This is a genomic window from Phascolarctobacterium succinatutens YIT 12067, assembly GCF_000188175.1.
In the GTDB taxonomy this organism is placed as follows: Bacteria; Bacillota; Negativicutes; order Acidaminococcales; family Acidaminococcaceae; genus Phascolarctobacterium_A; species Phascolarctobacterium_A succinatutens.
Genome location: NZ_GL830884.1, coordinates 38,280 through 52,755 on the forward strand (window position 1 = coordinate 38,280; position 14,476 = coordinate 52,755).

Consider the following 14,476-nt stretch of genomic DNA (forward strand, 5'->3'; position numbering starts at 1 on the left):
ATATTTTTCGGATTATTTTACATCCTGCGGCAAAAGGCCGTCCAAGCGCAGCATATCGGCAGTGACCAAAGGCTGTCCCAAACGTCTCCCCGGCACAAATGTACCATGGCAGTCGCTGCCACCGCTGATAAGCAGACCGTGCTTTTTGCAATGCTGCAACAGGCGCTGTGTTCCTTCTTCCGAATGGTTGGAGTGGTAGCATTCAAAGCCGTCGAATTTCTCCGTCCGCAGGATGTCGAGCACATGCTCCAAGCCGGGGCCGTGAAAGCCGCTGGCAGCATGTGCGCACAGTGCTGCTCCGCCGGCAGCGTGAATTGCTGTGATTACCTCGCTGATGGCAGGAAATTCCGGAAAGCCCAGGTCATGCTCCGGCGTAAAGATGCGCTGAAAGAAATCGCTCACGCCTGTGCACAGTCCCTTGTCAATCAAATAGGCGAGGGCACGCCAGCCGCCGCGGTGTCTGTCATAGGTATAACGGGCGAACTCCGCTTCATCGACAGGCCAGCCGTCGCGTGCCAGCAGATGAATGCTGTCCACATCCTTCTGCTCCAGCAGTGCTTCGTTATGCTGCATTAATTCCAGCAGCTGTTTATTATGGATATCAATGCCATAGCCAAGAATATGAAACGACAAATCCTCCTTGGTGGAGCAGATTTCCGCCGCCGGCAGCAGCGTAATGCCTGCTGCCGCTGCCAACGTCATCGCTTCTGCAACGTTGGCTACGCTGTCATGGTCCGTTACGGCAATCAGCCCCAGCTGTTGCTTTTGCGCTTCCGCAATCAGCTCCGCTGGTGTCCAGGTGCCGTCCGAGGCCGTAGTATGTATATGTAAATCAGCTCTTACCGACATGTAAGCAGCTCCTTTCTATTAAATTCTGCTGTCAAAAAGCAGAAACAGAGTAAAATTTTTATATTTATAGCATAGTTTATAATCATATGCATGTCAACTGCCGGTAAAGATATTCTCTCATTACACAATAGTACGCAAAAATTTTTTTCGGCCTGCGTACTTTTGTAACAAGCTTAACACTTACTTATATTTTAAGGGTAATAGTCCCTATTATGAGTACGGATAAATTCTGTGTCTACTCTGCAAACACAATACTCATTGTAGACTTGACATTGTTTAACTTATGTTATATACTATGAACATCGTTGTATACGGGAGTATAAATTAGGGGGAATTCATTATGTTTAGAAAATTTGCTGCGATTATCAATGAAGTAGCACTCATCAAGCAAATTGCCGTTGGTCTTGTCATCGGCATTCTGCTGGCACTTTATGTACCGAAAGTGGTACCTGTTGTTACTATCTTCGGTGACCTGTTTGTAAAAGCATTAAAGGGCGTTGCTCCGGTGCTGGTTTTCTTCTTGGTTATGAACGCTATGGCCAAAAAGAAAAGCGGCGGCGAAGCAAATATGAAGCCTATTATCGGCTTATATGTTATCGGCACCTTCTTTGCATCTTTAGTTGGTGTAAGCCTGTCCTTCCTGGCACCTACCACTCTGCACCTGCAGGTTGCGGATGCTAAGCTCAACCCGCCCAGCGGCATTGTTGAGGTTCTGCATAACCTGATTCTGAGTGTTGTAGATAACCCGATTGCTGCTTTGCTGCATGCCAACTACATCGGCATTCTGGCATGGGCTGTAGTATTCGGTATTGCTATGAATATGGCTGCCAACGAAACTACTAAAAATGCTCTGGATGATGTTGCAAAGGCAATCACCCTGGTTGTTAAATGGGTTATCCATTTCGCTCCTCTGGGCATTATGGGCCTGGTGGCAACCTCCATCAGCGACAGCGGTCTGTCCGCAATTTCCAGCTATATACATCTGCTGGCAGTGCTCATCAGCTCCTACTTCCTGGTAGCGCTGGTTATGAACCCGTTGATTGTTTACTTCAACATCCGCCGCAATCCGTATCCGCTGGTTTGGGCAACCATCCGCGAATCCGGCGTGTATGCTTTCTTTACCCGCAGCTCCGCTGCTAACATTCCGGTTAACATGGCTCTGTGCAAACGTTTGGGCCTGAATCCTGATACCTACGCAATTTCCATTCCGTTAGGCGCAACCATCAACATGGCCGGTGCTTCCATCACCATTTCCGTACTGGCACTTGCTGCTGCCAATACTCTGGGTATTCATGTTGATATGCCGACAGCTCTCTTGCTGTGCATCGTTTCTACCGTTGGTGCCTGCGGTGCTTCCGGTGTTGCCGGCGGCTCTCTGCTGCTGATTCCGGTTGCCTGCGCTTCCTTCGGCATCAGCAATGATATCGCTATGCAGGTTGTTGGTGTTGGCTTTATCATCTCCGTACTGGAGGATGCTTGCGAAACTGCGCTCAACAGCTCCAGTGACGTTCTCTTTACCGCAACTGCCGAATTTGCAGAGCGCGCGAAGGAAGGCACTCTGAAGTCCGAAGACCTGGTTCCGAGAAACAACATTTAATTTAACATAACAACAAAACGGCCGCCGAAGCTTGTGCTCCGGCGGCTGTTTCATTTTGAAAGGATGATGTGGTTTTTATGTATTAGCCTTCAATGGCAATATATTTTTTGTCTTCGACTTTTTTAGGCTCAACCTTAGGAATAGTAACCTTCAGGATACCGTCTTCGAATTTAGCCTTGATATCCTCCTGGGTAACTGCTTCACCGACATAGAAGGTTCTTGCACATTGACCGCTGTAACGTTCACGGCGGATATAAACGCCTTTATCGTTCTTTTCGTCCTTGTCGAGGCCTTTAGCGGCGGTAATGGTCAGATAACCGTTTTCCAGTTTGGCGCTGACGTCCTCTTTTTTGAAGCCCGGCAGGTCGATATCCATTTCATAAGCGGTATCCGATTCCTTGATATCGGTTTTCATAACGTTCTGGGCATGTTTGCCGTACAACGGATTGCGATGACCGAAGAACTCTTTCTCAAACGGGAAATCCATTAAATCATCAAATAAGCTTTCACCAAATACACTAGGCATCATCATAAGTCATTCCTCCAATTTTATTGCGCTTGTTGTAGTCATTTTAATGTTGATGCAGCAAGTATTGATTTGATTTGCCAACGCGGGATTTGCGCTTTGCGGGTGCTGCCCTTGCAGCTCCTGTAGCTCATTTCCTTTGTTGATTATGTTATACCACTATTTGTTAGCACTGTCAAGCATTGAGTGCTAATTTCTGACGATTTCACAGAAATTACAAAAAACTGCCCTAAAACCCCAAAAATTCCCCAAAATTTCCCCTCATCCTACCCGAATTTGCCATTTCGGGTAGGGACAAGTTACTAAAAATTCGATATACTACAGCCAGAAGCAAAGGAAAAACAACTAATCCTTCTTGCTTTTCCGGCTTTACCGAACGGAGCGAGCAATGCAAAAACCAAAATGAAACAAGGCAAATTTTGGCAACAGGCAGCGCAAGCCTCCGCAAGGTAAAAGAATACTTTACTTAAAGAGGAGGAATTTCTCATGAAAAAATCTTTAGTACTCGCAATGGCAATGGCTCTTGGTGTAACCGCTTCTGCTTACGCTGCTAACCCGTTCAGCGATGTTCCTGCCGGCCATTGGGCATATGACAGCATCAGCAAGCTGGCAGCTGCAGGCGTAATCGATGGCTATGGCGACGGCACCTTCGGCGGTGACAAGCTGATGACTCGCTATGAAATGGCGCAAATCGTTGCTAAAGCAATGGCAAAAGGCGCTAACGTTGACAAGCTGGCAGCAGAATTTGCTGACGAGCTGGACAATTTGGGCGTGCGCGTAGCTAACCTGGAGAAAAAGGCTGATAACGTTAAGATTACCGGTGAAGTTCGCTTCCGTTATGTTAACCAAGACGGTGCAATGGCAAAAGCGGATCATGGTGAGTATTATGAAGTTTGGGGCAATAAATCTAACCATACAGCAGATATCCGTTCCCGCATCTGGATTAACGGCATGATTAATGATGACTGGACATATACCGGCATGCTGCAGAATGTGCAGAACCTGAATAATAACACTGGTGATGAAAATACAAGCTTCCAACGCGCTTATGTAGACGGTAAGCTGGGTGGCATGGCAGTACGTGCAGGCCGTTACAATTTGGTAATTGCTGATGGCAATATCTATGATACCCGTGCTGATGGTCTGGAGCTGTCTTATGGCAACAAGCTTAAATTAAAAGGCTTTGCAGGCAAGGCAACTGATGATATTACTGTAGTTCCTGTTACGATTACTACTTATGACGACAAAGTGTTCACTGGTGATGTTACTAACGGTGGCAAGTATTGGGGCTTGGCTGTTGAAGGCGAGCTGGCTAAGGGCTTGAAGGCTACTGCCGGCTATACTCAATTTAAAGATATGGGTACCGGTTTTGCAGAATCTCTCGATGCTCCCCCTGTTTTTTATGGTAAAACCGATATTGATAACGGCATCTGGCATGCAGGCCTGAGCTATGACATCGGTCATTTCAATCTGTCCGCTATGTATCTGAAGGGCGATTTGTCTGCTGACAAATATAATAATATTGGTAACATCGATATTAGCAAAGCTATTGATCAATATCTTGATGACGACGGCTATGTAATCGGCCTGTCCTATAAGGGTGCTAAGGCTGAGGATGCAGGCAGCTGGGGCGCATGGGCTAAATACTATGACCAAGGCGCACAAACCTATGTTGCACACACTACTGATGCTAACACCTTTGGTATGACTGGCTTCAAGGGCTTTGGTGTTGGCGCTAACTACACCCTTGCTAAAAACATTGTAGCTAATGTTGCATACTACAACACCGAATCTAAGCTGGCTAAAGCACTTGGTGTTGCTGACTATATTGATCGTTCTAAAGATCATCGCTTCTGGACTGACGTAACCTTCACTTTCTGATAAACCTTCATACAAAAACTTCCTAAAATTGGCAGCGTCAGCGCTGTCGGCAGAGAACCGCCGCAAGGCGGTTCTTTTGCGTTTGGGTGGTGGGGCGACTGAGAGGGGATTGTTGTTTATAAACTTACTAATAGCATATGTATGATGGACCCCTCTTCGTCATCGCTACGCGATGCCACCTTTCCCCAAGGAGAGGATTACCTTTCTTCCCAAAGTCATAGCTTACACAAACCTTCCGTCTGCTCGTAGCTCCTTTCCGCCTCACTACGTTCGGCACCTTACCTATACTAAGACCCATTTTTCATGTAATGAAAAATGTTGGTCGTGTTATACTCGAAGAGTGCAAGGGGCAGGCAAGACTAATAGCGTAGGTTTTTGTACAAAATATTATTACTGGAGTTTTATGTTTTCACTGCGATATATAATTGCTTGCGTCAGTACGCAGAACTTGGTGTACTGCAAACCAAAGAGGATATGGCAAAGCCTTTTTTGCTAAGCTTTTTGCGGCGATGCAAAAAGCGACTGTTTCCCGCGCTTTCGCAAAGCGCGCCCCTTTCTTGTTACTTCTTTCGGGGACGAAAGAAGTATACCAAAAGGACGAAGAAAAACATGTCATTTTTCTCTCAACCTTCCAAAATCTCAAAAATATCCCAAAAATCCCCCCTCCTCCTACCCGAAATCACCCTTTCGGGTGGGGCGCTTTTACTCTTTTTAGGCTACACTATAGTTGTAAACAATCAGCTGTAAAGCAGGCAGCAGGAAGCGGAGGGATTGATATGCTGAAAGAAAGCTGGAAAAACATTTTGCTGGGAGCATTACTGCTTACCGGATTGACAATGCTCCTGGGCAGTGACAGCTCCGACAAAAAAGCAGACTCGCTGCTCGCTATGCCTAAGGCAGAAGCCGCTGCTATGCCTGCCTACGAGCAGGAATATATGAAAATTGTGGAGGGTGTCTGCGATTATTTGACCACGGGTAATACTGCCGGACTGCCGGCGCAGGGATTGATAGGCTTTGAGGAGCTGGAGGGTCATAATGATCCTGGTCAGGGCGTAAGCAGTGTCGGCTATACGCTGCAGGATATCAATAATGATAAGGTGCCGGAGCTGATTTTTGGCCTGATTGATTATCCTGAGGGCAAGGGCTATTATGGCCGGGATATATATGCTGTCTATACCTTTGTTGATGGTAAGATAAAATTTGTTGACGAGGGCTGGTCGCGCAGCCGACTGCGTCTGCTTCCTCAAGATATGCTGAGCAAGCGCACCTGTATCGACGATAACGATATGGAATGGATGCTGGAAATGAAGGATTTGCTGCGGGACGGCAGTTTGCGTCAGGGACAAACCTTCTATACAAAGGTTGAGGATGGCAGATGTAATGTTTACCGAAAATATTTAGATTTAAATGATACCTTTGTTACCCAAAAAACCTCCATGCACTTTGACGATATGATGAATATTGACCTTGGTGCCCAAAAGCTCGAGCTTTTACCGCTTGCGGAATACAGCAGCCGTGGCTTTAAGGGACTGGTAATGCAGCATCTTAACTGTATGGGCTTGCATGAGCTGCAGGATAATAGGGTAGATCTTTCCGCATATGAGCATGTTTATGTGGATAATCCCTCCCAGGGAGCAGAAGTGTTGTTTAGCAGTAATACTTCTCTGGCGAGCTTTGAAGTGCTGGATTTGCAGAGTGACAGCAGCAGAGTTATCTACAGCAAAGGACTGCTGAAACCGGAAGAAAAGCTGGTGCTGCATCTGGAAAGCTTTGAAACTGATCCTGAGCTTGACTATGAAAATGTTATCAAGAACGGTATCTGCTTCAGGGACGACACCGGCAGCCTGCGCAAGTTTGCGATTCGGGCGAAGGTTATGGACGGCAGTGTTTATCTGGAGGAGATTGATTAAGGTAAAATCTGCATTCTGTGCGGAAATTTATAGAATTAGAGATTTTAGGAGGTAATGAATATGAAAATGAAAAAATTAACCAGCTTATGTGGTTGCCTGCTGCTTTCCATGTGCATGGGCGTTGGCGCTATGACTGCTCCGCTGTCTGCTGAGGCTGCAGCACGCGAAAAGGTTATTCTGGACGCAGATATGGTAGATTTGTTTGATGACGGCATCGCTATGATGATGCTTGCCGAATCTCCCAAAATGGACCTGAAGGGTGTTACCATCGTTATAGGCAATACCTGGGTTGAAACCGGTACCGCTTCCGCTATCCGTCAGCTGGAGGGCATCGGCCGCACCGATATCCCTGTATATATGGGCGTTAATGAAACCGTCCGCAAGGACCGTTTCGCTAACATGAAGGAAGAAAAACGCATTTACGGCCGTGGCCATGACTCCCATCTGGGCGCTGCAGGCTATCCTCAGCCGGCATCCTGGCAGGCTGAATACCGCAAGAATTATAATGATGAGCCTGTTATGAACCCGCAAAAGGAACATGCTGCTGATTTCATCATTGATACTATCAAAAAGCATCCTGGCGAAGTAACCATCGTTGCTATCGGCAGCGGTGCTAATCTGGCAGCTGCTTTAGACAAGGCTCCGGAAATTGCTCCGCTGGCTAAACGCGTTGTTTATATGGCAGGCGCTTTCTTCTGCGAAGGCAACGTAATGCCGACCTCCGAATTCAACGTTTGGATTGATCCGGAAACCGCTAAAAAGGCTTACCGCGCTCCTTGGAAGGAGCAAATCTTCCTGCCGCTGGATGTTTGCAGCAAGGAACTGATGAGCCACAATGATTTTAAGGATCTGGAAAGCCGCATTAAGAGCGACCGCTTCAAGGCTATGTGGGAAAGCCATTATGCTACCCCGATGTTCCGCAAGGATCCGTCCTTCAAAAACTACATTTGGGACGTTCTGGCAGCAGCAGTTGCTATTGATCCGTCCGTAATTCTGGAATCCGAAACTCTGCCGATTGATGTTGATGACCAATACGGCTATGGCTACGGTCAGACTATGGGCTTCCGTGGCGCTGCTCCTGAGGGTGCTCAGAATGCGAAGATTGTTTACGCTGTAGACCGCGCTAAAATTTGGAAGATGGTTGAGGATGTATTCAACAAGCTGTAAGCAATAATTTTGTGATTTAAAGCTCGCGCCCTACCCGAATTTGTACTTTCGGGTAGGGCGCTTTAGTTTTTTTTAGAGTACAATATAGGTATAAAAGATTAGCTGCAAAGTGGGAAGCGGAGGGATGGAGATGTTGAAGAAAAGCTGTAAAAATGTTTTAGTTGGAGCAATGCTGCTGGCTTCATTGGCAATGCTGCTGAATGGCTGCGGTTCGGATAAGCAGGCTGCAGCAACGCAGCCCAAGGCCACGAAGGTGGAGGAAGCTGCAACAGCTGTAGCGAAGGTGCCTGCCTATGAGCGCGAATACGGCAAGCTGGTGGAGGGGATCTATAATTTTGTGAATGATGGCGATATGGGTAAAGTGCCGCAGCAGGGCATGACCGGAATTTATGAGCTGCGGGATCGTATGGGTTACGTTGATGCGTTGAACATGCTTGGCTATACGCTGCAGGATATCAATAATGACAAGGTGCCGGAGCTGATTTTTGCTATCTTGGATAACGAAAAGCAGGGCAAGGGCTATTATGGCAAGGATATCTATGCTGTCTATACCTTTGTTGACGGTAAGATAAAATTTGTTGATGAGGGCTGGGCACGCAGCAATCTGCAGCTGTTGCCGAACAATATGCTGCTGATGCGTGGCAACAGCAGTAATACAGACTATGTGCTGGTGCTGGAGGATTTGCTGCCGAACGGTAATAAAAGATGCGTTGATATGTATTTTACCCGTTCAAAGAACGGTAATGCGGCTGTCAACGGCCTTGATGTCTACCGTAACGATGTGGGCAGAGATGATGTGGCTGCTTCGCAAAAGACGAATATGACTGCGGATGATTTCTTTGATATGGGCGCAGAGATGGCCGGTGACAGCGTGAAGCTTGAGCTGTTGCCGTTGAAGGAATGCAAGCAGAGAGGCTTTAAGGGCCTGGCGATGCAGTATCTGGAATGCATGGGCGTACATGAGCTGCAGGATGCAAAGTTTGATCTTTCCAAGTACGAGCAGGTTTCCGTGCCTAATCCATTTAAGGGTGCGGATGTAATTTTCCGCAGTATGAGAAATCTGGAAGAGTTCCGCCTGCTGGAGCTTGCTTCCGGCAAGAGCGTTTACAGCAAGGATTTGCTGATGGCTGATGAAAAGCTGGTGCTGCATCTGGAGAGCCTGGAAACTATTCCCAAGAACGGTATCAGCTTTAAGGATGATGCAGGCAGGGAGCGCAGGTTTGCGATTCTGCAAAGCGGTAAGGACGGCAGTATTTATCTGCAGGAGATTGAGTAAGGTGTATTTCCTGAAGGAATTTAATATTTGATGTAAAAAACTTTGGAGGTGTTTTTTATGTGTAAAAGATTTTTAGGTGCAATGTTATTGGCGCTTGGTATTGGTTTGTTTGGCGGTTGGGGCAGTGCTCAGGCCAACAGTGCGCCGGAGTCTACTCAAAGCATGCTGCATGTGTGCTGGCTGAAGGATGCTCATGTTAATCCTGCGGCCTGCGAGGTTGTGAGAATGCCGGATGCTTTTGAGCCGGCGAAGGCTGTAGTGACGAGTTCGGTGGATTTCCCTGATTTTCAGGTTGTGGCGCTGGATTTGCGTGAGGTGAGCGCTGAGGGCTATCCTGTTTTTAACGTGCAGTCTATTTATTATAAGGATTTCCTGCGTGCGACGGAGCCGATTATTATTGTGATGCGTGATTCCGAGTCCTTCCCGCGCAACGGTATTGCGGTGCGCGATTCTTTGGGCAGGGAGCGTGTTTTCGGTATTGCTATCAGTGGTGAGGACGGAAGCCTGCTGCTGAGTGAGGTTGAGAGATAGAGGTGCGGCGATGAAGAGATTATTTAGCTTGCTGATGTTCTGCCTGCTGCTGCTTGTCAGCGCAACAGCGATGGCAGCATCTTATGGTGCATATCCGTATATGCGTTATGGTGCGAATGGCAGGGATAATGCTTCTTTGCATCTGATTTATACGCAGTCCGGCATTTTTGCTTCTGTTGTTACTTATGATTTGCAGGACGGTAATGCGCCGATGTTTAAGGGCGTGGGTATGCTGGAGAACGGTTCGCTGGTATTAGAGGATTATTCTTTTGATGTGGGCCGTCATGGTGAGGATACACGTTATTTTGGTTATGGCTCTCAGCCGCTTGTTTGCGAGGCCAGAGTGCAAGATGGTAAGCAGGTTGTGCTGCTGCCGACGATTGATGCACGCGAGATGGGTATTACTAAGGTGAGTGAGCCTGATATCGGCGGTACTTATAGGTTTGAGGGAATGCAGGCGGAAGAGGATTATACTATGGCGATGTATTTTCTGCGTAAGCTGAATGTGAAGAATACCGGTTTGGATTTGAGCAGTAAGGATTATTGGTTTGGCTATGGCAGTCGTTTTGCCGAGGATCCGAACAGCGTTTTTAATTCGTATCTGCCGCAGGATGCCGGCGATTATTTTGGGGTTTATGTTTATAATAAGAATGATGAGCTGGTTATGACTTATTATGTGCATCCGAATTTGTGGGATGCGTATCGTGTGACGGTTGATGGTGAGATTAAGATGTTGTGCAGCAATGATGCTATGGGTTGAGGCTGTGAGTTGAGTTTGAGGTCCTTGCAACGTAAGTTAATATTGCGGAGCAGGGGTCTTTTTGATGTTGAAAAATGGGTTGCTTGTGCGTCGCAATTAAATATCGTTTCAGTCAGTAGCAATTTTCCTATGACTTAGGGCATAACGCAAATTTCGTGCGGAACCAGGACGAAGCATCGGTACAATTTGTCAGACGGTAAAAGAATGTTACGTACCCTTGCTTCTATGGTTCCAAGCACTCATTTGCTAAAATTGCTATTCCTTACACGATATGTTAATTGCTCGTGCTGGTGTTCTGCTAACCTTCTTGCCTGCCCCCTCGGGGAAGGTGCCGAACGTAGTGAGGCGGAAGGGGGTTGTGTGCGTTAGTGTAGTGTGTTACCTTTCTTGCGGGTGCTTGCTTGTTGTTTGGAGGCGAGCTTATGAAGAAGCTTTTATGTGCTTTGGCGTGCGGTGCGCTGCTGTTGTGCGGGGGGATGTCGGTTGCGCGGGCTGATTATTATGAGATGTATAATCCTGCTACTCATGTTGAGGGTGGTGCTATGGAGTATGAAACTACGCGCGGCGTTTTAATGGATTTGAAGGTGCACAGCGTTGAATGGCAGGATGACCATTACCGCTTTGAGACCGAGGCGAGCGGTGTGGTGCGTTTTGCGCATGACGGTGAGCGTTTTATCGGTTATCTGCATGTGCCGAATCTTGCAAGCTATGAAAATGGTATGGGTTATCCTTCTCGGTACAGATATAGTATGCCGCTTTATGAAAAGTATGCTTTGAGTAATCCGCAGGGCTATCAGGCGCAGAGCAAGCTGTACGGTGCCTGGATTTTGGGTGAGCCTGAGGGTAATAATCGGGTGCTGCCGTCCCTGGCCGGTACCTATGAAAGAAGCAACAAAAGAGGTACTCGCTTTGTGCAGGGTGAAACGGAAATGCCCTGGAACGTAGCGGTGCTGTTCTTGCAGCTGGTGTTGGAGCCGAATGTTAATTTGCTGGACAGAAACAATTGCCATTTCAGCTTCTGGGATTATCAGTGGGAACAAGAAAAGGCTTTGTATCCGGATGTTGACAAGCGTTACAGCTATCATACTATGACTAAGGCGGGAGATCCAGATGCTCCTAATCCGGTGCAATTTAAGGATGCGCGCTATCTGGTAGAGAAAAGCGGCAGGCTGATTTATAATGTTGCCGATGACGGCACGGTAAGGAAAATTTACGATTTGGCTGATGAGTAAGCCGCAGATGCTTGCGCACGATTTTGGCAATGATGGTGGCGCTTATGCGGTTACTGAGATTGCTGTGTATGACAATGCTGAACTGCTGCTTTAGGCAGAAATTTCCTTGAAAAACAGAAAAATTTTACTCATCCTACCCGAAATCGGCAGTTTGGGTGGGGTGCTTTAGCACATTCCGTTGTACAATGAGCTTGTAAGGAAACATGCCTGCGTATCTAACAGCGTAGGATAATTCTGAGGAGGTGCAACAAATGAAGAAAGGTATTGTATTAGCTTGCTGCGTAATGCTTTTGGCGGGACAATTGCAATCTGCAGAAGCTCTTGACTGGAACAGAAGAATCGGCGTAGACAGAATGATCGACAGAACCATTGATAATACTATTAACAGGGCGGTGAATAAAGTGGAGAAACAGGAAAAAACCAGACGTGTCATTTTCCAGAATCTGCCGCAATCGGCAGCTGAAATCGGACCGGAAACAGATGCTCAGCAGGTAGCGGCTTATACCGTGGCAGCATTGGCTCGCTACGAAACCAATCCGGCAGAGGCTATTGCTATGCTCAACAAGCTGCTGGGACCAAGACCGGTACCTAAAAGAGATGAACAGTTCCTCGCAGACCGCTTCCGCGGCAGACAGTATCTGATGCGCTCCTACTTTATGGGTGCAACTCCGGCGAATAACTATCAGCCGGATATGCCGTATACCGTAGAGATTAAAACCAATGCCTATACCTATCAGGAGGAAGGCTATGCACGCTTCCTGATTTCCTGCGGCGGTGCCGACAGCCCGCGCCCGATGACTGTGCGCCAAAAGGCTTCTACCGGCGAATGGTTCCTGTGGGATTACAAGGGACTGCTTAGCGGTATCCAGACTCCGGCAGCAGATGATCCGTGGGCCTGAGAATAATTCAGCTGAAAAAACAATAGCATAATAAAACCAGCAGCCTTCCGGTGCTTCCGGTAGGCTGCGTTTTTGTATGCTAAGGCCGAAATAATCGGAAAATACGCTGAAAAGCCTGTTTTTTTGCCTCACCCTACCCGAAATCAGCCTTTGGGGTGGGGCGCTTTTGCTGCTTCTTGCTTATAATATAATTACAAAAGATGGAAGGAAGTGGTGTATATGAAAAAGTTCTGGAAAAAAACATCGCTGTTTTTGGTGACTGCAGCGATGACTGTTTCCGCTCCGCTGATGGCGTGGGCGCTGGAGCACGACATTGTTATTCTGCATACTAATGATATCCATTGCGGTATTAATGATAATATAGGCTTTGCCGGTCTGGCGCAGATTAAAAAGGATGCCCTGGCAAGAACGCCGAACGTAGCGCTGGTGGATGCAGGCGATGCTATTCAGGGCGCACCTATCGGCAAGCTGTCCCGTGGTCTGGCAGTTGTCGATATTATGAATTATCTGGGCTATGACTTCTGTATTCCCGGTAATCATGAATTTGACTACGGCATGGACCGCTTCCTGGAGCTGGTGCCGCTGCAGCGTGCAGGCTATTATTGCGCAAATTTTGTTTATGCAGGCAACAACAAGCAGGTTCTGCCGGGCTACAAAATTATGCAGTATGAGGATACCAAGGTAGCCTTTGTGGGTGCGAGCACACCGGAAAGCCTGACAACCTCCACGCCTACCTTCTTCCAAAATGAGAAGGGCAAGTATATTTACAGCTTCTGCGAGGATAAAACCGGTAATAAACTGTACAAGCAGCTGCAGAAGAATGTCGACAAGGCACGCAAGGACGGCGCGGACTATGTATTTATCGTAGGTCATTTGGGCATGGACGGCACTACTCCGCAGTGGAGCAGCGAAAGCGTTGCTAAAAACACTCAGGGCGTAGACGCTGTTATCGACGGACACTCTCACGAGCGTTTCACCCGTATGGTTAAAAATAAGGTAGGTAAGGACGTGCTGCTGGCACAGACCGGTACTAAGTTGAAAACTGTAGGCGAGCTGGTAATTACTCCCAACGGCAAGCTGAAGAGTCAGCTGATTACCGAATCCAACGACAAGGACGCCAATATCGCAAGAGTTATTGCCCAGGAAATAAAGACCTATGAGCCTTTGCTGAAGCAGCCTGTGGGCGAAGCCTTGGTACAGCTGCGCAGCAATGATCCTGCAACCGGTGGGCGCATCGTGCGCAACCGTGAATGCAGCTTGGGTGACTTTGTTGCCGATGCCTATCGAGCAGTGCTTGATTGCGACGTAGTTCTGGTAAACGGCGGCAGCATCCGCAACGAAATCAAAACCGGCGTAATCAGCTACAACGATTTGCTGGAGGCCTTCCCCTTCGGTAACATGTGCGTAGTTTTAGAGGTAAACGGCCAACAGATTCTGGATGCTCTGGAGATGGGCGCTATCAGCTATCCTGAAGAAAGCGGCGGCTTTATGCAGGTATCCGGACTGAGCTACACGATTGACAGCGCTGTTCCTTCCTCTATCGAGCTTGATGCCAAGGGCAACTTCGTGCGTGTTGCCGGTGCCCGTCGCGTAAGCGATGTTAAAATTGACGGCAAACCGTTAGACGTTAAGAAAAAATACACCGTTGGCGGCACCTCCTATATGCTGAAATCCGGCGGTGACGGCATGACGATGTTCAAGGGAGCGCATCTGGTGCAGGACGAAATGATGAGCGACGCAGATACGATTATGGAATATCTGCAGAATCATCTGAATGGCAAGGTTGGCGAGCAATATGCTAATCCTTACGGCGATGGCCGTATTGTAATCAAATAAAAAGCTTTTCCA

Annotated in this window: 12 protein-coding genes; 10 read left to right on the plus strand and 2 right to left on the minus strand. The window is 47.7% G+C overall.

What is annotated here, in order from left to right; genetic code table 11:
• Positions 1-12: 12 nt before the first annotated feature.
• Positions 13-849, minus strand: coding sequence for a PHP domain-containing protein (locus HMPREF9443_RS05225; protein ID WP_009145488.1), 837 nt, complete (start codon positions 847-849; stop codon positions 13-15).
• 340 nt (positions 850-1,189) lie between these two features.
• Here HMPREF9443_RS05225 and sstT point away from each other — a divergent pair, with 340 nt between their 5' ends.
• The gene (gene sstT / locus HMPREF9443_RS05230) at positions 1,190-2,446 is read left to right on the plus strand and encodes a serine/threonine transporter SstT (protein ID WP_009145489.1); all 1,257 of its coding nucleotides are present in this window, start codon (positions 1,190-1,192) and stop codon (positions 2,444-2,446) included.
• An 82-nt stretch (positions 2,447-2,528) separates the two neighbouring features.
• Here sstT and HMPREF9443_RS05235 read toward each other — a convergent pair whose 3' ends face one another.
• Positions 2,529-2,978 carry an Hsp20/alpha crystallin family protein gene (locus HMPREF9443_RS05235; protein ID WP_009145490.1) on the minus strand — a complete coding sequence of 150 codons (450 nt, stop codon included), beginning with the start codon at positions 2,976-2,978 and terminating at the stop codon, positions 2,529-2,531.
• 480 nt (positions 2,979-3,458) lie between these two features.
• Here HMPREF9443_RS05235 and HMPREF9443_RS05240 point away from each other — a divergent pair, with 480 nt between their 5' ends.
• From HMPREF9443_RS05240 to HMPREF9443_RS05280, 9 genes are all read left to right on the plus strand, one after another.
• On the plus strand, positions 3,459-4,853 hold the full coding sequence (locus HMPREF9443_RS05240; protein WP_009145491.1) for an S-layer homology domain-containing protein: 1,395 nt from the start codon (positions 3,459-3,461) through the stop codon (positions 4,851-4,853).
• Positions 4,854-5,629: 776 nt separating this feature from the next.
• Positions 5,630-6,763 carry a hypothetical protein gene (locus HMPREF9443_RS05245; RefSeq protein ID WP_040565077.1) on the plus strand — a complete coding sequence of 378 codons (1,134 nt, stop codon included), beginning with the start codon at positions 5,630-5,632 and terminating at the stop codon, positions 6,761-6,763.
• A gap of 60 nt (positions 6,764-6,823) precedes the next feature.
• Positions 6,824-7,930, plus strand: a complete 1,107-nt coding sequence (locus HMPREF9443_RS05250; protein WP_230197154.1) for a nucleoside hydrolase — start codon at positions 6,824-6,826, stop codon at positions 7,928-7,930.
• A 130-nt stretch (positions 7,931-8,060) separates the two neighbouring features.
• On the plus strand, positions 8,061-9,206 hold the full coding sequence (locus tag HMPREF9443_RS05255; RefSeq protein ID WP_040565078.1) for a hypothetical protein: 1,146 nt from the start codon (positions 8,061-8,063) through the stop codon (positions 9,204-9,206).
• A 57-nt stretch (positions 9,207-9,263) separates the two neighbouring features.
• The gene (locus HMPREF9443_RS05260) at positions 9,264-9,737 is read left to right on the plus strand and encodes a hypothetical protein (protein ID WP_009145496.1); all 474 of its coding nucleotides are present in this window, start codon (positions 9,264-9,266) and stop codon (positions 9,735-9,737) included.
• A gap of 10 nt (positions 9,738-9,747) precedes the next feature.
• Positions 9,748-10,497, plus strand: a complete 750-nt coding sequence (locus HMPREF9443_RS05265; protein ID WP_009145497.1) for a hypothetical protein — start codon at positions 9,748-9,750, stop codon at positions 10,495-10,497.
• A gap of 422 nt (positions 10,498-10,919) precedes the next feature.
• Entirely contained in the window at positions 10,920-11,729 is an 810-nt protein-coding gene (locus HMPREF9443_RS05270) for a hypothetical protein (RefSeq protein ID WP_009145498.1), read from the plus strand.
• Positions 11,730-11,980: 251 nt separating this feature from the next.
• Complete coding sequence (locus HMPREF9443_RS05275; protein WP_009145499.1) at positions 11,981-12,628, plus strand: DUF6935 domain-containing protein; 648 nt, start codon at positions 11,981-11,983, stop codon at positions 12,626-12,628.
• Between the two features lie 219 nt (positions 12,629-12,847).
• The gene (locus HMPREF9443_RS05280; protein ID WP_009145500.1) at positions 12,848-14,464 is read left to right on the plus strand and encodes a bifunctional metallophosphatase/5'-nucleotidase; all 1,617 of its coding nucleotides are present in this window, start codon (positions 12,848-12,850) and stop codon (positions 14,462-14,464) included.
• Positions 14,465-14,476 lie beyond the last annotated feature (12 nt).